Raw genomic sequence first — 19,109 nt, 5'->3', positions numbered from 1 at the left:
CTTTCAAGACTGGTGGTGGTGGGCCGAGGCGCCGGTGGCGTTCGGCGTGGACGTGGTGGTGTGCTGGTGCCCCTTGAAGCGGTCGATCGCCTCCTGCGCGCCCGCGGGCATCCCGCCGTCGGCGTTGCGGACCAGGAACACCCCGGACATGCCGTCGTCCGAGTGCTGCTGGACGTGGCAGTGGTACATCCACGCGCCCGGCCCGACGCCGTCACCGGCGATCACCTGGAATCCGAAGGAGTTGCCGGGGTCCAGGGTCTTGTTGTCGACGATCGGGGCGTTGTCGGTCGCGCTGGTGAGCATGCCGGTGCGGGTGTCCGCCCAGCGATGCGCGTGCAGGTGGAAGGTGTGCATCAGGTTGCCGTGCCCGATGCAGATGAATTCGACGCGTTCGCCGAGGTTCGCCTCGAAGATCGGCGTGTTCGGGGCGATCTGGTGGTTGATCCACATCTCGGTGAACACGACGGTGAACTGCTTGCTGGGCAGCAGATCGCCGCGTTTACGCACGATCAGGCCACCGTAGAGGCCTTTCAGCAGGCCGATGGTGCCGTGGTCGCCGTCGAACGCGTGGTCGTGGTAATGCCAGTACCCCGCGCTGCCGGGCATCCAGAAACCGTTGGCCGCCTGGTAGGCCGTGCGGGTCTTCCAGGTGTAGGTCTTGGTCTCGTAGGGCTTGTTGAAGGAATCGTTGAACGGCGAACCGTCGGATTTGGTGTCGTAGTTGACACCGTGCGGATGGATCGACAGCCGCTTGTCGGTGTTGTTGACCAGCTCGATCACCAGCGTGTCACCCTCGTAGCACTCCAGGAGCGGCCCGGGGATCGTCGGCTTGCCGGGCTCGAGCCCGTAACCGACCCGGGTCGAACCGGGAACGTAGTCGGCGTAGATGGTGATGTTGCGGGTCATCCCGGCCGCGGCGGCCGGTGCCGAACCGGCGCTGGCCGACACCACGACCGGGGCGATCACCCCGGCCGCGGTGCCCGCGAGCATCGATCTGCGGGACAGCCCGCGTTTCTTGTTGTCCATTGTGGATTCCCCAGTTAGAAGCGGACGTTACGGAGATAGGTGAATCCGGTCTGGGCGGTGCTCAGGGGATCCGTGGGGTTGTCGTGCTCGACGATGTATTCGGCGAGGTGGGGACGGGTGTGGCGGAAGATGCGCGGGAAGTCGATGACACCCTTGCCGGGGTCGACCATCTCGCCCGCCGCGGTCCGGTCCTTGACGTGGTACTGCACCACGCGCGGACAGTGCTGCCGGTACAGCGAAACCGGGTCCATCCCGCCTTCCACCGCCCAGAACAGGTCGATCTCCAGGTGCACGTACCGCGGGTTCGTGTTCCTGGTCAGCACGTCGTACGGGCGCACGCCGCCGATGGGCGCGAACTCGTGCGCGTGGTTGTGGTAGCCGAGCGGGATACCGGCCTGGCGGAACTTCCGCGCCGCCGTGTCCATCCGGCCGGCGAACTGCTTCCAGCCGTCGATGGTGTCGAAGTTCGCCCACGGCACGTTGGCGCGGGTGTTCCCGAGGATCTTCGCGTCCGCGATGGTCTTGTCGAGGTCGCCGTCGATGCCGACGTGGGTGGACGTCGCCTTGATGTGGTTCTTGTCCAGCAGACCGCGGAACTCCTCGGCCGACCGGCCGTAGGTGCCAGCCAGTTCGACCTTCCGGTAGCCGATGTCCGCCAGCGCGGACAGGGTTCCCGGCAGATCGGCCTGCAGCGCGGTGCGCAGGGAGTAGAGCTGGATGCTGATCTTCTCCACCGGGACCCGGCCCCGTCCGTGGTGGCCGGATCCCTGGGTCTCCGCCTTGGTGGCCGCACCGGCCACACCCGGCAGGGCTACCGCCGCGCCGACCGCGACCGCCGCCGTCGCCGCGCCGCGCAGGAGCGCCCGCCGGGAGTGGAACTGCTCAGCTTCTTCACCGCACATGAAACCGCCCTCACTTCTGGTTGCTGAAAGCCGCGTCGAAGGCCGCCGACGGCTTGTCGAACAGGAGCCCCCGCAGAAAGGTCACGGCCTCCGCCGCGCCCCGGAGCCGGTCCATGCCGGCGTCCTCCCACTCCACCGAGATCGGACCGGCGTAGCCGATCGAATTCAGTGCGCGGAAACAGTCCTCCCAGGGCACGTCGCCGTGCCCGGTCGAAACGAAGTCCCAGCCGCGTCGGGGATCTCCCCAGGGGAGATGCGAGCCGAGCCGTCCGTTCCGTCCGTCGAACCGCTTCCTGGTGTCCTTGCAGTCCACGTGGTAGATCCGGTCGGCGAAGTCGAGGATGAAGCCGACCGGGTCGAGGTCCTGCCAGATGAAATGCGAAGGATCCCAATTCAGCCCGAATGCCGGACGGTCGCCGACAGCTTCGAGCGCTCGTTTCGTGGTCCAGTAGTCGTAAGCGATCTCCGACGGGTGGACCTCGTGGGCGAACCGCACGCCCACCTCGTCGAAGACGTCGAGGATCGGGTTCCACCGGTCGGCGAAGTCGGAGTAGCCGTCGTCGATGACCGCCTGCGAGACGGGCGGGAACATCGCGACGTACTTCCAGGTCTTCGAGCCGGTGAAGCCGATTACCGTGTCCACGCCGAGTTTCGCCGCCGCGCGGGCGGTGTCGGCCATCTCCTTCGCCGCCCGCTGCCGGACGCCTTCGGGCTCTCCGTCCCCCCACACCCGGGCGGGGATGATGGCCTGGTGGCGTTCGTCGATCGGGTCGTCGCAAATGGCCTGGCCGACGAGGTGGTTGGAGATCGCCCACACCTTGAGGCCGTGCTCGGCGAGCAGCTTGAGCCGTCCGGGCACGTAGTCCTCTTCGGACAGTGCGCGGTCGACCTCGAAGTGGTCGCCGGAACACGCGATCTCGAGGCCGTCGTAGCCCCATTCACTGGCCAGCCTGCACACCTCGGTGAACGGGAGATCCGCCCACTGGCCGGTGAACAGGGTGATCGGACGGCTCATCAGTTCTCCTCGAAAGTGATCGCGTCGACGTCGAACAAGCCGCCGGAACCGCCCTTGAACACGAGGAACAACGGGCCGGTGCCGCCGGGGTCGGTGATGGCGGAAGCCGGGATGTCGGCATAGGTGTCCCAGCCGCCGGTGTTGGCGACGGTGACCGTCTGGACCAGCGGTCCGTCCACCGCGCCCGAGCGCACCTCGATCGTGCCGCCCGCGCCACCGGACGAGACCCGGTAGCCGATGCCGCTGACGCCGACGAGGTTCACCGGGTCGAATTTGATCCAGTCGCCGGATTCGATGTGACCGACGCGTTTGCCGCCACTGGCGCCGGCGTGCGCGACGACCTCGATGCCGCTGGACTGGGTGTAGAACTCGGCCTGCTTCAGTTTCGGCTGCAGGATGGATTCCGCCTCGCCGGTGAGCGCGGGCACGCCGTTTCCGCCGTTGTCGGTGTAGCTGGCGTTGATGACGCCGAAGACGTTGGCGTCCGCACCGTGTCCTTCGTCGGCGGGCGTGGCGATGGTGCCTTCACAACCGGTCGCGCGGCTCAGCGGATGTCCGTGCCCCTCGTGGCCGAGGATGTATTCGACGGTCACCTTGGAGCAGTCGATCGGGTTGTCCTCGGCGTCGGTCACCTCGACCTTGAACGGGACCATGTCGCCGAAGCTGAACACGCTGCCGTTGACCGGGGTCTTCAGCGTGACCACCGGCGCGGTGTTGCCGACGGTGACCACCACGCTCGCCGAACCGGTCAGCCCGGTGGAATCGGTGACCGAGAGCTTCGCCGTGTACTGGCCGTTCGCGGCGTAGGTGTAGGAAACCGGGGTGGCCTCGGTGGAATCGGTCGTGCCGTTCCCGTCGAAGTCCCAGGCGTAGGTGAGCGCGCCACCGTCGGGATCGTTCGTCCCGGCCGGGTCGAACTTGACGGTCAGCGGCGCCTGTCCGGACGTCTTGTCCGCGGCCACCTTGGCGACCGGCGTGCGGCGGCCCTTGGTGTAGTCGATGCGGTAGACGGCGGATTCCTTGGAGCCGCCGAAGTAGCCGGTGCCGTAGTCGAGGACGTAGAGCGCGCCGTCCGGGCCGAACTCGAGGTTCATCGGGCGGACGAGGTCCATCGAGTCGAAGAACGGCTTGATGGCGCCGCGTTCACCGTTCGCGCCGACGGTGATCTCCTTGATCCAGCCGCGTTCCCACTCGTAGGCGAAGGTCTTGCCGTTGAAGTACTCCGGGAACTTGGTCTGCGACGGGTTCGTCGCGTCGAACTGGTAGACCGGGCCGCCCATCGGCGACTCGGGGCCGGTGCCGAACTCGGGCACCGAACCGCCGTCGTAGGCGATCCACGCCTTCTCGACCGGCGGCAGATCGGTCAGGCCGGTGTTGCGCGGGCTGGTGTTCTTCGGTTTGGCGCAGTCGAAGGCGGCGCCGGACTGCTTGGTGGCGAAGTCGTAGTCGATGAACGGCAGGTTGTCCCCGACGCAGTACGGCCAGCCGAAGTTGCCGGGCTTCTTGATCAGGTTGAATTCGACCGTGCCGCCGGGCCCGCGCTTCGGGTCGGCAGCGCCGGCATCGGGACCATAGTCGGCCAGGTGGATCCAGCCGGTCTTGCGGTCGACGGCGAAGCGGAACGGGTTGCGGAAGCCCATCGCGTAGATCTCGGGCTTGGTCTTGGCCGTGCCCTTGGGGAACAGGTTGCCCTTGGGGATCGTGTACTTGCCTCCCGCACCGACCTTGATCCGCAGCACCTTCCCGCGCAGGTCGTTGGTGTTGGCCGAGGTGCGCTGCGCGTCGTACACCGGGTTGCGGTCGGCGCGCTCGTCGATCGGGGTGAAGCCGTCGGAGGCGAACGGGTTGGAATCGTCCCCTGTGGACAGATACAGATTGCCCTTGGCGTCGAAGTCGATCTCGCCGCCGGCGTGGCAGCAGATACCGCGTTCGGCGGGGACCTGGAGGATCTTCTGCTCGCTCGCGAGGTCGAGCTTGTTGTCGGTGCCGAGCTTGAACCGCGAGAGCTGGTTGTACCCCTTGAACGGCTCGAAGTCGGCGGGGGTGCCGTTCTCCGGCGCGTCACCGGCCGGGGTGTTCAGCTTGGGCGCGTAGTAAAGGTAGACCCAGCGGTTCTTGGCGAAGTCCGGGTCGATGGCGACACCCTGGAGGCCGTCCTCGTCGTGGTTGTAGACGGGGATCTGCCCGGCCAGCGACGTCGTCGCCGACGAGCTGGTGTACCAGACGCGGCCGTCGCGCGAGGTGTGCAGGACGTCGCGGTTGGGCAGCACCGAAAGCGCGATCGGCTCGCCGGTCTTCTCCTCGCCCTTGGCCAGGGTGATCTGGTCGAAGTCCGCGTCGACCGGGTCTTCCTGGGTCTTGGCGCAGCCCGCCTCGCTCAGCTTGGTGGCGTACTTGATGCCGCCCGCCAGATGCTTGAGGAAGGCAGGCTCGGCGTAGGAGGCCTTGGTGTGCCCGCCGCCGGTGTACCAGGAGCGGCCGCCGGAGTTCTCGTGGCACCAGGCGATCGGGTGATCGCCCATCGCGCCGTCGCCGGGCTGATAGCTCTTCTCGTCCAGGCTCGCGAGCACGTGGACGTCGCTGCGCGGGTTCTCGCGGTAGTTGTACCACTCGTCGGTGCGCGGCCAGGTCTCCGGAAGATCCACAGTGGACACATGCTCGTGGTCTTCGACCTTGACGTTCGCCTGCTGGATCTGCGGGTGGGACTTGAAGTACGCCCCGACCAGCTCGCCGTACCAGGGCCAGTCGTACTCGGTGTCGGAGGCGGCGTGCACGCCGACGTACCCGCCGCCTCCCTTCACGTACCGCTCGAACGCGGCCTGCTGGTCCGCGTTCAGCACGTCACCGGTGGTGGAAAGCCAGACCACCGCGTTGAACCGCTTGAGGTTCGCGTCGGTGAAGGCTGCCGCATCCTCGGTGGCCTCCACCGCGAAGTGGTTCTGTGCCCCCAAATCCTTGATCGCCTTGATCCCGTCGGGGATCGAATCGTGCCGGAAGCCCGCGGTCTTGGAGAACACGAGCACCGTGGCCGCTTCGTGCGCCGATGCGGTCTGCATCGGTAGCGCGACGCCTGTCAGAGCCGTGACCATGGCTGTGACGAGCACACCCATTCGTCGTTTCAAAGACATAGCAGTGGCGATCCTTTCGATGAGCGGCGGCGATCAAGGAAGGACTTGCGTTGGTCGTGAGTGGCGTTTCGGGTTCTAACCCGAAACGCCACTCACGACCCACTGGACCGAGGACCTCCTCTACTTCAGTCCCTGCAGCGACAACAACAGCGGGTGCACGTCGGTGGCCCCGACGCGACCGGAAGGCTGGAAGGCCGGATCCGAACACAGCAGCACCGGACCGTCCTCTGTGGAATCCGGCAGCCGTCCGTGCGAGCCGCGCACCCAGCGCGGATCGGTCGGGACGACGTCCATCGCGTACCGGAGCCCGGCGAACTTCTTCGCCAGGTTGAGCCCGGCCCGCGCCTTGGCGAACTTGTCCTCCGGGTCGAAGAACAGCTCGGCGGGGTCGTAACCCGGTTTGCGGTGGATCTCGACGCCGCGCGCGAAGTCGGGCTTCCGCGCGTCGTCGAGCCAGTAGTAGTAGGTGAACCACGAGTCCGGCTCGGTGACCGCGACGAGTTCGCCCGCGCGTTCGTGGTCGATCCCGTAACGAGCCTGCGCCTCACGGTCGAGCACCTCGTCGACGCCGGTCAGCTCGCCGACGATCGAGCGCACCCGCTCGAGGTCGGCCGAGTCGCGGACGTAGACGTGCGCGACCTGGTGGTCGGCGACGGCGAACGCGCGCGACGCCCACGGGTCGAGGTACTCCATGCCTGCCTGGGTGTAGACCTCCAGCAGACCCTCGCGCCGCAGCGCCCGGTTGATGTCGACCGGCCGGTGCACGTTGGTGATCCCGTACTCGCTGAGCGCGACCACGGTCGCCCCGGCGTTGCGGGCGTCGTCGAGCAGCGGGGCGAGCGCGTTGTCCAGTTCCCGCGCGGCTTGCCGAGCCTGCGGCGCGTCGGGACCGAAACGCTGCAGGTCGTAATCCAAGTGGGGCACGTAGGTCAGCAGCAGATCAGGCCGCTTCTCCCGCAGGATCTGCCGCGACGCCCCGATCACCCACTTGCTCGACTTGAGCGACGCCGTCGGTCCCCAGTACTGGAAGAGCGGGAACTCCCCCAGCGCGCCGGTCAGCTGATCGTGCAGTTCCGGCGGGCGCACGTAGGCGTCCGGCGACTTGCGGCCGTCGGCGTGGTAGATCGGCCGCGGGGTCACCGTGACGTCGGTGCTCATCCCCATCGCGTACCACCAGCACACGTTCGCCGACGTGTAGCCGGGGTGCGCCGCCCTCGCGGTCTCCCACAGCTTCTCACCGCCGACGAGCCGGTTGTGCTGGCGCCACAGGAAGATCTCACCGAGATCGCGGAAGTACCAGCCGTTGCCGACGATCCCGTGCTGCGCGGGCATGAGCCCGGTGAGGAACGTCGACTGCGCGCTGCAGGTGACCGCGGGCAGCACCGTGCCCAGTTCGGCCTGCCAGCCGTCGCGGGCGACGGCGGACAGTTTCGGCATGTCCCGCAACGCCCTCGGGGTCAGCCCGACGACGTCGATGACGACCAGCGGTTTCACGCGGACGCCCCTTCCTTGACGAGGTTCGCCTGTGCCCATTCGAGTTCCGCGGCGATCCCGCCGACGAGGTCGCCCGCGTCCGGGAGCACACTCCAGGTGTAGGTCTCGACCTCGATATGCGGTTCGCCGGGCAGCCCGGCGGCGACGGTGCGCAGGACGTCGGTCGTGGTGGACAGCGGCGCGGCCGGCGCCTGGTGCAGCGGCATGTGGAAGTGCACGCGCCACGGCCCCTCCCCCGGCAGGTCGGTCCACGCCTCGGGCAGGTCGTCGGCCTTGCGCACGACACCGCCCGAAAACTCGCGGACCTGGTGCAGATACCGCGGTTCCGCGAAGGCCGCCAACGCGTCACGCGCTTCGGCGGGATCTTCGACGTGCAACGCGGCGGAAGCCTGCACCTTCACGATGTCCACATCGGACTCCGCGATCGCCTTGAGCGTCTCCGCCGGATCGGCGAACGACACCGCGAGATGGCAGGTGTCCAGGCACAGCCCGACATACTCCGGATCGACACGGCCGGACAGCCAGCCCAGCGCGTCGGCCACGGTGTCGAGCACGCAGCCGGGTTCGGGTTCGACGGCCAGTTTGATCGGTCGGTCACCGATCGCGCGGACGACCTCACCGAAGGCTTCGGCCGCCCGGCGGTCGTCCTGTTCGCCCCACGGTTCACGCCAAGCCAACGGCAGCGTGGATATGCTGCCGTAAGAAGCATCCTCGGCGAGGAGATCGGAGAGCACGTTCACACAGTCGATCGTGTAGGCGACCCGGTCCGGGTGTGTCCACTCAGGACGGTAGACCGCGTGCTTGACGACGTCGTCGTGAAAACCGCCGTACGGGAAGGCGTTGAGCGTGTACACCGACAGCCCGCGGGCGTCGAGTTCGGCACGGAAACGCATGCGCGCCTCGGCGTCTTCGGCGAGCCCGCGCGCGACCGGCGCGGAAAGCCACAGCCCGACGCCGAGCCGATCGGCGCCCAGGCGCTCACGCACCGGGAGCGCGTACCGCTCCAGCTGCGTGACGATGCCGTCGACGTCTTCGGCCGGGTGGACGTTCGTACAGTAGGAGATCATTTGCGGGCACCTCGCAGCACCGAGTTGCCCTCGAACGTCACAGCCTCGCCGGTGAATCCGGGCAGCGGGTCGAGCGTGAGCCTGCCGCTGAGCCCGTAGAAGTCGACCGGGTTCTGCCACAGCACCTTGTCGACGTCGGCCTCGGTGAACCCGCCGTCGAGCATCGCCTGCCCGGTTTTGGCGGTCTTCAGCGGATCGGACCGGCCCCAGTCGGCGGCCGAGTTGACGATCATCTGATCCAGCCCGTACTGGCGCAGGATCTCGACCATCCGGTGCTCGTCCATCTTGGTGTCCGGGTAGATGGAAAAACCCATCCAGGCGCCGGAATCCTTGACCAGCTTGACGGTGACCTCGTTGAGGTGGTCGACGACCACGCGCTCCGGCGCGACGCCGGCCTCACGCACGACGTCGAGCGTGCGCTTGGTGCCTTCCAGCTTGTCGCGGTGCGGGGTGTGCACGAGCACCGGAAGGTCGTGTTCCAGCGCCATCGCCAGCTGCTGGGAGAAGACCTCGTCCTCTTCCTTGGTCATCGAGTCGTAGCCGACCTCGCCGACCGCGACCACGCCGTCCTTCGCCAGGTACCTCGGGAGCACGTCGAGCACCTCGCGGCAGCGGGGGTCGTTGGCCTCCTTGGGGTTCAGTGCGATCGTGCAGTGGTGCCGGATGCCGAACTGGGCGGCACGGAACCGTTCCCAGCCGATGAGCGCGTCGAAGTAGTCGGTGTACGAGCCGACGCTGGTACGCGGCTGCCCCAGCCAGAACGCGGGCTCGACCAGCGCGCGGACACCGGCCGCGTACATGGCTTCGTAGTCGTCGGTGGTCCGGGAGGACATGTGGATGTGGGGATCGAAGATACGCACTGGCTCAGTTCTCCTTGAGCAATGAGAGGGCGTCGGCGGGTACGTCACGCCCGGCCGCCCTGCGTTCGTCGGCGAAATCGGCGAGCATCCTCCGAAGCTCGTCGTCCGCGCGGGCAGTGAGGTCCGCGACGGCGGCCAGCGGCACACCGACGAAGACGCATTTGAGGACGCCGTGGCGCCACGTGTGGTCGTCCAGGAACCGGGCGAAGGCACCCATGGCGGCGGCGACCAGCCTGATGTCGTTGGCGCGCAAGGCGTCCTCGACCAGCTTGATCCCGGCATCGGTGACTTCGGCGCCCGGCGACTCCAGAGTGGAGAGCGCCCGCAGGACCCCGCGCCGCTCGGCGTCGTCGCCGTAGCGGTAGAGATCGCGCAGTTCCGCGGCCAGCGCCGCGTCGTCGAGGACTTCGGCGAGCACCGACACGAGCCGGACCCGTGCCCGGTCGTCGACCGTGCCGTGGACCAGCCCCTGCGGATCGGTGTCCGGGCGCAGCGCCTCCCGGCCCACCTCGCGGCCGACGGCCGGGAAGATCGAGCCGATCACCGACGGCTTCTCCCGGATCCGGCGTTCCGCCTTGGTCTGCCACGTCTGCGGCATCGCCGCCGTGAGCGCCTCGAAGGCCCGGCGCGCGGTGTCCGGCGCGGCGTGGCTGTGCCGGGGCAGTTCGACCGCGGCCAGCCCGGTGTAGCCGATCTCCGCCAGCGCGGCGAGCGTCCCCGGCAGATCCAGATGCCCGTCGCCGAACTCCAGATGCTCGTGGACCCTCGGCAGCATGTCGTCCAGCTGCACGTTCCACAGCAGCGGACCGGCGAGGCGGACACATTCGGCCGCGTTCACCGGCTCGACCGCGACGCAGTGCCCGACGTCGAGCGTGACCCCGAAGAGGTCCGGCTCGCCGAGTTCCTTGCGCAGGTCCAGGACCTGGCCCAGATGCTGCACGAGGTGGCCGGGCTCGGGTTCCATCGCCAGCCGCACGTTCAGCCGCGCGGCGTGCTCCAGGACCGCCGCGACCCCCTCACGCAACCGGGACCAGGCGAGGTCGTTGTCCACAGTGGACACTCCAGACCAGAACGACACGCAGTCCGCGCCGAGATCCCCGGCGATCCGCAAAGCCCGTGCCAGGAAGTCGATCCGCAACGCGGGATCGTCCGAAAGCAGCGTCGGCGAGTGCTTGCGCCACGGGTCGAGCAGATACCGCGCGCCGGTCTCGATGACGACCCGGTTCAGGCCGAGCGACGAAAGCCGGGAAGCCACGTGGTCGACCTGCCGCGCCAGATCGTCGGCGAACGGGTCGAGGTGATCGTGGTCCAGCGTCAGCGCCACCCCGGTGTACCCGAGGTCGGCGATCACCGCGAGCGCGTCGTCGAGGCGGTGGTTGGAGAAGCCGTTGGTGCCGTATCCGAGCGAGAACGTCATGTGGGGCTCACCTTCCTCGACAGCTTGCGGGCGATCGGCAGCGCGGCCGCGACCAGCGCCGCCCCCAGTACCGAGCCCTTCGCCGTGACCGCCGCCTGCAGCGGGACCATGCCGTGGATGCCGTTCTTGGTCGCCGACCGCACGGATTTCGCCGACGGGTCGCGGACGGCGTCCGCCTGCGCCCGGCCGACCAGGCCCGCGTAGCCCGAGCCGGCGGCCATCGAGGCGGCGCGATGCCAGCCCCCACGTGCCGGTCCGGTCAATGCCAACGTTGTCGCCGCGCAGCTGGTGGCCAGCGCCGCCCGGGCGGTCGCCGGGTTCGCCCCGTGGACCTCCCCGGTGGAGAGCGCGGTGACGCCGAGCGTGTGGACGCCCACCGCCGCCGCGGCGGTGGCTGCCTTCTTCGACGAGTCACCCGCGCCTAGCAGGACGTCGAGGGTGCGGCACGTCGCCATCGCCATCGGTCCGGCCGGGGTCGGCTTGAGCACGGTGTCGTAGGCCCACACCGACGCCGCGAGCGGGACCGCGACGCGCATCGCCCGGCGTCCGCCACCGAGCGCGGCCAGGCCGAGTCCCGCCGCGGTCAGCGCGGCACCGGTGGTGAGCGCCGCGCCCGCGCTCACCCGTCCGGACGGGATCGGGCGCTCGGGCCGCTCCACGGCGTCGAGCTTCCGGTCCGCCCAGTCGTTGAGGGCCATCCCGGCCCAGTAGAAGGCGACCGAGGACAGCGGCAGCAGCAGCCGTCGGCCGGTCATCTTGAGCCCCGCCGCGGCGGATCCGGCGACCGTGTCGCCGAGCACCGTCAGCGCCGCGGGCGCCCGGACGAGTTCCACATAAGCCTTCACAGGTCGGCCGCCCAGGTGACCAGGCGGGCGGTCTGCTCGGCGAAGCGGTGTTCGTCGCTGCCCAGCGGATCCTTGAAGAAGAAGCCGAGTTCGGTCAGCGCGCCGCTCTGGCCGCCGGCGTGCGCCGCGGTGACGAAGCGGGCCAGGTCCAGGATCAGCGGCGCCGCGAGCGCGGAGTCGTAGCCGGTCCAGGTGAACTGCAGGCTCATGCGCGCGCCGAGGAAACCCTCGAAAGACACGTGGTCCCACGCGGTCTTGATCTCGCCGAGGTCGGGCACGTTGTCGATGTGCAGCGGCGCGGTGACGTCCTCACCGAGCAGCGCCGCGAGTCCGCGTGCCTTGGATTCCAGCTTGCTGTTCGCGGTCACCGGGTCGGCGAGGGTCTCGCCGTCGCCGCCGCCCAGCAGGTTGGTACCCGCCCAGGAGCGGACCTTCAGCGCCCGCGCGCTGAACATCGGCGCGAGGACGGTGCGCAGCAGCGTCTCACCGGTCTTGCCGTCGCAGCCCGCGTACGGCAGGCCTTCCCGCTCGGCGAGCTGCCGCAGCGCGGGCAGGGTGATCCCGGCGGACGGCGTGAACTCGACGTACGGGCTTCCCGCCTTCAAAGCCGCGTAGGCCGACAGGGAACTCGACGGGAGCACCGCCCGCGCCGGATCCGTGAGCGCCGCTTCGAGCGCGTCGAGGTCGTCGTGTTCGGGCAGGTGGGGGCACGGGGCCTCGGTGGAGGACACGTTGACCACCACGACCCGCGCTAGGTCGTGCCGGTCGGCGAAAGACCGGATGTCCGCCGTGAGCCGCGCGGCCGCGTCGGCCTGGGCACCGGTATGCGTCGCCGGGTGGTAGCCGTCGCGGATCTCGGCGTCCACTTCGGCCAGCCCGGACCGCACCGCGGAGAACACCGAGTGCCCGAAGACGCCGGCGTGCGCCAGCTGCTCGGCACGCTTCTCGAGCGGGGTGTGCACGATGTCGTGGCCACCGAGGACCAGATCGTCCCAGCCCGGCAACGGAACCCCGGCGAACGCGGGCAGCTCGCTGACACAGCCGCCACCGCCGGCCACCCCCGCGCGCAGCGCGAGCAGCCCCACCGCGGCGGTAGTCGCGACAGACCCCCTCGCCCCGACCAACCAGATGCCCGTACGCTCGTGAGCAGGCATTTCTCCACCTTTCCAGAACCCGACAACCCCGACCTCCGATGGTCGGATGTTTCGGATCGAACCAAGTCGCAGTGATAGCCGTCATGCGACTTTCGGCTGGATCTACTCCTCAGTTACTCCCCTTCGCGGTGACACCGGGCACAGTGGTCCATCGCGCCTCGTCGGACGCGCTGCGCTCGACCGCGTCCAGTACCTGCTGAACCCTCAACCCGTCCTCGAAGGACGGTTCGGGATCCTTGCCGTCGCCGATCGCGGTGAGCAGATCGGCGACCTCGTTGGTGAAGGTGTGCTCGTAGCCGAGCAGGTGGCCCGGCGGCCACCACACCCCGACGTACGGGTGCTCGGGTTCGGTGACCAGGATCCGGCGGAACCCGGCCTCGGTGGCGGGCTGGCCACCGTCGAAGAAGGACAGTTCGTTCATCGACTCGAAGTCGAACGCGAGGCTCGCCTTCGACCCGTTGACCTCCAGCCGCATCGCGTTCTTGCGGCCGAGCGCGAACCGGGTCGCCTCGAAACTCGCCACCGCCCCGCCGCTGAACCGGCCGAGGAACAGCGCGGTGTCGTCGACCGTCACCTGCCCGGTGCCGCCGTCGCCGTCCGGCCGCTCCTTGACGAAGGTGTTCGTCAGCGCGGAAACCCCGGTGATCGTGTCGCCGGTGACGAACTGGGCGGCGTCGACGATGTGCGCGCCGAGGTCGCCCAGCGCGCCGGAGCCCGCCTTGTCCTTGTGCAGCCGCCAGGTCATCGGCGCCTGGGCGTCGGACAGCCAGTCCTGCAGGTAGACCGTCCGCACGTGGCGGATCTCGCCGAGCGCCCCGCTCGCGACCAGTTTCCTGGCGTGCGCGAGCGCGGGCACCCGGCGGTAATTGAACGCCACCATCGACCGGACGCCGTTGGCCCGCGCCTTCGCCGCGGCCTCGGCCATCGCTTCGGCCTCGGCGAGGGTGTTGGCCAGCGGCTTCTCGCACAGCACGTGCTTGCCCGCTTCGAGCGCGGCGATCGCGATCTCGGCGTGGCTGTCGCCCGGTGTGCAGATGTCGACCAGGTCGACGTCGTCGCGGGCGATCAGCGCGCGCCAGTCGGTCTCGACGTCTTCCCAGCCGAACCGTTCCGCCGCGGCCTTCGCCCGCACTTCGTCACGGCCGCCGAGCACGGCGAGTCGCGGGATCAGCGGTGGCGTGAAGAACCGGTGCACGCTGCGCCACGCGTGCGAATGCACCGCACCCATGAACGCGTGGCCCACCATGCCGATCCCGATCGTTTCCTTTGCCGTGCTCAATACCCCTCCTATGTCTCCGCTTGCGTGTCGGGTGCGCGGGTTTACGAGTCGAAGCCGACGTCCATGTACTTGTCGACGTTCTCCTTGGTGACCACCGCGGAGTACGTGGTGATCTCGGCGGGGATCTCGTGCTCGGCGAAGTCGCCGGCCCCCTTGCCCTGGCCGAGCAGGCGGGCGAGCGAGATCGCCGAGGACGCCATCGACGGGCTGTAGAGCACCGTCGCCTTCAGCGGTTCGGCGTCGGACTTGATCAGGTTCATCGCGTTCTTCGATCCGGCGCCGCCGACCATCAGGAAGTTCTTGCGGTTGGCGTTGTTGATCGCGGCGATGACACCGACACCCTGGTCGTCGTCATGGTTCCACAGAGCGTCCAATTTGGACGCCGACTGCAGCAGGTTCGAGGTCTGCTGCTCGCCCGACTCCGGGGTGAACTGCGCCGAAACGCGCGGTCCGACCGTGAAACCCTGACGGGTCAAGGCGTCCTTGAAGCCCTTGCTGCGTTCCTGGGTCAGCGGCAGCGAGTCGATGCCCGCGACCTCGCCGATGACCGGGTTGGCGATGTTCTTCGCCTTCATCTGCTGGGCGATGTAGTTGCCGGCGTTGACACCCATGCGGTAGTTGTCGCCGCCGATCCAGGTGCGGTACGCGAGCGGGGTGTCGAAGACGCGGTCCAGGTTGATCACCTGGATCCCGGCGTCCATCGCCTGCTGGCCGACCGCGGTCAGCGCCTTGCCGTCGAACGGCAGGATCACCAGGACGTTGACCTTGGCGTTGATCAGGGTCTCCACCTGGGAGATCTGCTGGTTGACGTCGTTGGTGCCCTCGGTCGCGTTGAGCGTGACCTCACTGAACTTCTGCGCCTGCGCGCGGGCGTTCTTGGTGATGGCCGCCATCCAGCCGTGGTCCGCGGCAGGAGCCGAGAACCCGATGGTGACGGGGGTTCCGGGCTGCGAGTTCGCCCCGGCGTTGGCCACGTTGGCCGCGTTGTTCTGCGCCGGTGCCTCGTTCGAGGTGCACGCGGTCAGCAGCGCACCCGCTCCGACGGCCGCGCCTCCCAGCAGGAAACGGCGGCGGTGCAGGGATTGTTCGGTCATGACGACTCTCCATCCACGGTGATCAAGTACTCGTCTTGGTTTTCTTTACGGAGCGGAACTGGAGCAGCGCGGCCAGCACGATGATCACGCCCTTGGCGATGTTCTGGATGTCGGTGTCCAGGTTGTTGAGCGTGAAGATGTTGGACAGCACGGTGAAGATCAGCACGCCGATCAGGGTGCCGATGAGCGAGCCGCGGCCACCGGTGAGCAGGGTGCCGCCGATGACGACCGCCGCGATGGCGTCGAGTTCGTAGAGCATGCCGTTGGTCGAGGCACCCGCGGTGGTGCGGGCGACGACCATCAGCGCGGCGATGCCACAGCACAGCCCGGCCACGCCGTAGACGAGCGCGGTGTGCCGCTTGACGTTGATCCCCGCCAGCCGTGACGCCTCGGCGTTGCCGCCGACGGCGAAGGTGCGGCGGCCGAACGTGGTGCGGTTCAGCACCACCCAGCCGATCGCGAACACCAGCGCGAACATCCAGATCAGCACCGGGATGCCGAGCAGGTCACCGCGGAAGAAGTCGAGGAAACCCGCTTCCGACACCACCTGCGTGCGGCGGCCGCTGATGCGTTCCGCGAGACCGCGGGCGGAGACGTACATCGCCAGTGTGGCGATGAACGGCACGATCTTCCCGTAGGAGACCAGGATCCCGTTGATCAGCCCGCAACCGAGGCCGACCAGGAGTCCACAAAGGATCATCACCCACGGGCCGTAGGACTGGGTGGCCAAGGTGGTCAGCCAGACACTGGACAGCGCCACGATCGACCCGACCGAGAGGTCGATGCCGCCGGCGATGATCACGAACGTCATCCCGACACTGACCACCCCGATGGCCGCGGCGAGCCGCAGGATCGTGGAGATGTTGCCGTCGGTGAAGAACTGGTCGGGCCTGGTCACCTGGCCGACGATGCACAGGATCACCAGCACCCCGGTCAGGCCGAGCAGCCTGGGGTCGGCGGTGAACTTGAACCCTGTCTTCTTGGGGGGCAAGGGTTCCACGGCGCTCTCCGTACGCACCGATTCGGCTTGGTCGGTCACGCCGCACTCCCTTCGAGAATCACGTCGAGCACTTCCGCCTCTGTCAGCTCCGCGGACGGCTTTTCAGCCAGGACACGTCCTTCACGCAGCACCAGCACCCGGTCGGACAGGCCGAGCACTTCGGGGATCTCGCTGCTGACGAGCACGATCGCGACCCCGGTCGCGGCCAGTTCCTCGATCAGCCGGTACAGCTCCGCCCGCGCGCCGACGTCGACCCCGCGCGTCGGCTCGTCCAGCAGCAGGACCCGGCAGCCGCGGACCAGCCAGCGCGCCAGCACCGCCTTCTGCTGGTTGCCGCCGGACAGCGTGCGGATGATCCGGTGCGGGTCGGCGGGGCGGAGATCGAGGCGCCGCAGGCTTTCCCCGGCGTCGTCGAGTTCCCGGCCCCGCTCGGTGAACCCGAACGTCGCGTACTTGCTCAGGCTCGCCAGGGTCACGTTGTGCACGACCGGCAGGTCCAGCAGCAGCCCCTGGCTCTTGCGTTCCTCGGGCGCCAGGCCGATGCCTGCCTTGACCGCCGCGGACACGCTGCCCGGCCGGACCGGTTCGCCGTCGACCGACACCGAACCCGTGTCCTGCTTGCGCGCGCCGAAGATCGTCTCCAGCAGTTCGCTGCGGCCCGAACCGACGAGTCCCGCGATCCCGACGACTTCACCGGCGTGCACGGTGAAGTTCACGTTCTCGAACTCGCCGACGGTGGTCAGGTTCTCCACCTTGAGGACCTCGTTGTCCGGGTCCACGTGTTCCTGGTGGCGCGGGCCGAACACGGTTTCGACCTTGCGGCCCGCCATCAGCGCGACGAGGTCGGAGGTCGGCGTCTCCTTGGCGTCGAGGCCGGTGGAGACGGTCTTGCCGTCCTTCAGCACGGTGACGCGGTGGCCGATCCGGCGCAGTTCTTCGAGCCGGTGGGAGATGTAGACGATCGCGACACCTTCGGCGGTCAGTTCGCCGACGATGCGGAACAGGTTGTCGACCTCTTCGCCCGCCAGCGCCGCGGTGGGCTCGTCCATCACCAGCAGCTTCGCGTCGTAGGCGAGCGCCCGCGCCATCGAGACCAGTTGCTGACCGGCGGCGGACAGCTTCCCGACCTCGGTCGACGGCGCGATCTCGGGATGTCCGAGCCGTGCCATCAGTTTCGCGGCCTTGTTCCGGGACTCGCTGATCCGCGTGAACCCGAACTTCGCCCGCTCGCGGCCGAGGAAGATGTTGTCCGCCACGGAAAGCCCGGGCACCAGGTCGAGTTCCTGGTACATGGTCGCGATGCCGATCTTCAGCGCGGCGACCGGCGAGGGCAGCGTGACCGGCTCGCCCTGCCAGAAGATCTCGCCACCGTCGGGCCGGTGTGCTCCGGCGAGCGTCTTGATCAGCGTGGACTTGCCCGCGCCGTTCTGGCCGAGCAGACAGTGCACCTCGCCGGGTTCGACGTCGAAGTCGACCCCGTCCAGCGCACGCACCCCGGGGAACGTCTTCACGATCCCCCGGACGGATAGCAGGGTCATGCCGGAGCCTCCTCGGCCGCGTTGGGAACTAGCGTCGGATCGGCGAAAAGCCGTTCGGTGGCGAGATGCGCGGCGCCGCGCAGCGGGGCGGTGGTGCCCAGCGGCGACGGCTCGACGCGGCAGGCGGGCTCGTGCCCGAGCGGACGCGCGGACAGTTCGCGGCGCACCGGCTCGACCAGCCACTCACCCAGTTCGGCGAAGTAGCCGCCGAGTACGACGACGTCCGGGTCGAGCACGTCGACCACGGTGGACACCGCGATGCCGAGCGCGACCCCGAGTTCCGAGACCGCCGCGACCGCGCGCTGGTCACCGCGCTGCACGCGGTGCTTGAGCAGCCCGACCCGGCCGTCGACGCCGAGCGCGGGATCGTGCAGCGGGTCACCGGGCGAGGCTGCGCCGCGCAGGACGGCGTTGAGCCCGGCCTTGGTCTCCAGGCAGCCGACCCGGCCGCAGGGGCACTGCTCGCCCGACGGGTCGACGGTGATGTGCCCGACCTCGCCCGCGAAACCCCTGGCACCGCGCAGGATCGCGCCGCCTGCCACGAGCCCGCCGCCGACGCCCGTCCCGCCGCTGAGGTAGAAGAGCTCCCGCACACCTTGGCCGACTCCGGCGACCGATTCGCCGACCGCGCCGAGGTTCGCTTCGTTGTCGACCGTGATGGCGTCGGCAGGCAGGCCGAGCCGGGCGGCGAGGAGGTCGGCGATCTCGGCGTCGCGCCAGCGCAGGGTCGGTGCGAACCGGAGGACGGCGGCGGCCGAATCGACCAGGCCGGGCACCGAGACGGTGACCCCGACCGGCTGGTCGTCCAGCAGCACGGTCCGGGCGAGGAAGGCGAGTTCGTCCATGCTCCGGTGCAGCCCGAGCGCGGCGACGTCGGCGGTCTCGGTGCGTTCGGCGACCACGCGACCGTCGAGATTCGTGACGACGGCGGCGAACCGGTCGGCCTCGACGCTGAGCGCGAGCCCGCACGCGCTGGCGCCGTTCAGCTCGACCAGCTGGCTGGGCCTGCCGTTGCCACCGCCCTGGAGTCCGGCGGAGCGGACGAGACCGCGATCGGACAGCTCGGTGACCAACCCGGAGACGGCCGCCTTGGTGAGCCCGCAACGCGCCGCGAGCTGGGTGCGCGAGAGCGGCCCCGCGCGCAACGCCCGCAGGAGCGCGGCGAGGTTCGCGGTGCGTGGGCTGACCGGGTCGAGCCCGGGTTCAGTCGCGGCCACACTGCCTCATCAGACGACGCCTCACTTACGAATCAGCCGTAACAAACTTTGTTACTTAGCCAGCGAAAGTAGG

The 19,109-nt window shown here is 68.8% G+C and carries 15 protein-coding genes; all 15 read right to left on the bottom strand.

What is annotated here, in order from left to right; translation table 11 throughout:
* Positions 1-3 precede the first annotated feature (3 nt).
* Positions 4-1,026: a multicopper oxidase domain-containing protein gene (locus AORI_RS47990; protein WP_016331791.1), complete on the bottom strand. Its 1,023-nt coding sequence runs from the start codon at positions 1,024-1,026 to the stop codon at positions 4-6.
* A gap of 14 nt (positions 1,027-1,040) precedes the next feature.
* A complete protein-coding gene (locus tag AORI_RS47985; RefSeq protein WP_016331790.1) occupies positions 1,041-1,928 on the bottom strand; it encodes a sugar phosphate isomerase/epimerase family protein in 888 nt (295 codons plus the stop codon).
* A gap of 10 nt (positions 1,929-1,938) precedes the next feature.
* Complete coding sequence (locus AORI_RS47980) at positions 1,939-2,943, bottom strand: sugar phosphate isomerase/epimerase family protein (protein ID WP_016331789.1); 1,005 nt, start codon at positions 2,941-2,943, stop codon at positions 1,939-1,941.
* On the bottom strand, positions 2,943-6,032 hold the full coding sequence (locus AORI_RS47975; protein ID WP_043848602.1) for a ThuA domain-containing protein: 3,090 nt from the start codon (positions 6,030-6,032) through the stop codon (positions 2,943-2,945). Before AORI_RS47975 ends, AORI_RS47980 begins: the two co-directional genes overlap by 1 nt.
* A 159-nt stretch (positions 6,033-6,191) precedes the next feature.
* Positions 6,192-7,565 (bottom strand): alkaline phosphatase family protein, encoded by a 1,374-nt coding sequence (locus AORI_RS47970; RefSeq protein WP_016331787.1) that lies wholly within the window; start codon positions 7,563-7,565, stop codon positions 6,192-6,194.
* Positions 7,562-8,632, bottom strand: coding sequence for a metabolite traffic protein EboE (gene eboE / locus AORI_RS47965; protein WP_016331786.1), 1,071 nt, complete (start codon positions 8,630-8,632; stop codon positions 7,562-7,564). The genes AORI_RS47970 and eboE overlap by 4 nt, the downstream gene beginning before the upstream one ends.
* A complete protein-coding gene (locus tag AORI_RS47960; protein WP_016331785.1) occupies positions 8,629-9,492 on the bottom strand; it encodes a TatD family hydrolase in 864 nt (287 codons plus the stop codon). Before AORI_RS47960 ends, eboE begins: the two co-directional genes overlap by 4 nt.
* A 4-nt stretch (positions 9,493-9,496) precedes the next feature.
* Positions 9,497-10,909, bottom strand: a complete 1,413-nt coding sequence (locus AORI_RS47955) for an EboA domain-containing protein (RefSeq protein ID WP_016331784.1) — start codon at positions 10,907-10,909, stop codon at positions 9,497-9,499.
* Complete coding sequence (locus AORI_RS47950) at positions 10,906-11,754, bottom strand: SCO3242 family prenyltransferase (protein WP_043847935.1); 849 nt, start codon at positions 11,752-11,754, stop codon at positions 10,906-10,908. Before AORI_RS47950 ends, AORI_RS47955 begins: the two co-directional genes overlap by 4 nt.
* Positions 11,751-12,908 (bottom strand): inositol-3-phosphate synthase, encoded by a 1,158-nt coding sequence (locus AORI_RS47945; protein ID WP_043847934.1) that lies wholly within the window; start codon positions 12,906-12,908, stop codon positions 11,751-11,753. The genes AORI_RS47950 and AORI_RS47945 overlap by 4 nt, the downstream gene beginning before the upstream one ends.
* A 109-nt stretch (positions 12,909-13,017) precedes the next feature.
* Positions 13,018-14,187 carry a Gfo/Idh/MocA family protein gene (locus AORI_RS47940; protein ID WP_016331781.1) on the bottom strand — a complete coding sequence of 390 codons (1,170 nt, stop codon included), beginning with the start codon at positions 14,185-14,187 and terminating at the stop codon, positions 13,018-13,020.
* A gap of 41 nt (positions 14,188-14,228) precedes the next feature.
* Positions 14,229-15,281 (bottom strand): substrate-binding domain-containing protein, encoded by a 1,053-nt coding sequence (locus AORI_RS47935; protein WP_016331780.1) that lies wholly within the window; start codon positions 15,279-15,281, stop codon positions 14,229-14,231.
* 22 nt (positions 15,282-15,303) lie between these two features.
* A complete protein-coding gene (locus AORI_RS47930) occupies positions 15,304-16,320 on the bottom strand; it encodes an ABC transporter permease (protein WP_016331779.1) in 1,017 nt (338 codons plus the stop codon).
* Positions 16,317-17,819: a sugar ABC transporter ATP-binding protein gene (locus tag AORI_RS47925; RefSeq protein WP_016331778.1), complete on the bottom strand. Its 1,503-nt coding sequence runs from the start codon at positions 17,817-17,819 to the stop codon at positions 16,317-16,319. The genes AORI_RS47930 and AORI_RS47925 overlap by 4 nt, the downstream gene beginning before the upstream one ends.
* Positions 17,816-19,036 carry an ROK family transcriptional regulator gene (locus AORI_RS47920; RefSeq protein WP_016331777.1) on the bottom strand — a complete coding sequence of 407 codons (1,221 nt, stop codon included), beginning with the start codon at positions 19,034-19,036 and terminating at the stop codon, positions 17,816-17,818. The genes AORI_RS47925 and AORI_RS47920 overlap by 4 nt, the downstream gene beginning before the upstream one ends.
* Positions 19,037-19,109 lie beyond the last annotated feature (73 nt).

This window comes from Amycolatopsis keratiniphila, assembly GCF_000400635.2.
Taxonomy (GTDB): domain Bacteria; phylum Actinomycetota; class Actinomycetes; order Mycobacteriales; family Pseudonocardiaceae; genus Amycolatopsis; species Amycolatopsis keratiniphila.
This window is presented reverse-complemented; position numbering and strand designations above follow the sequence as displayed.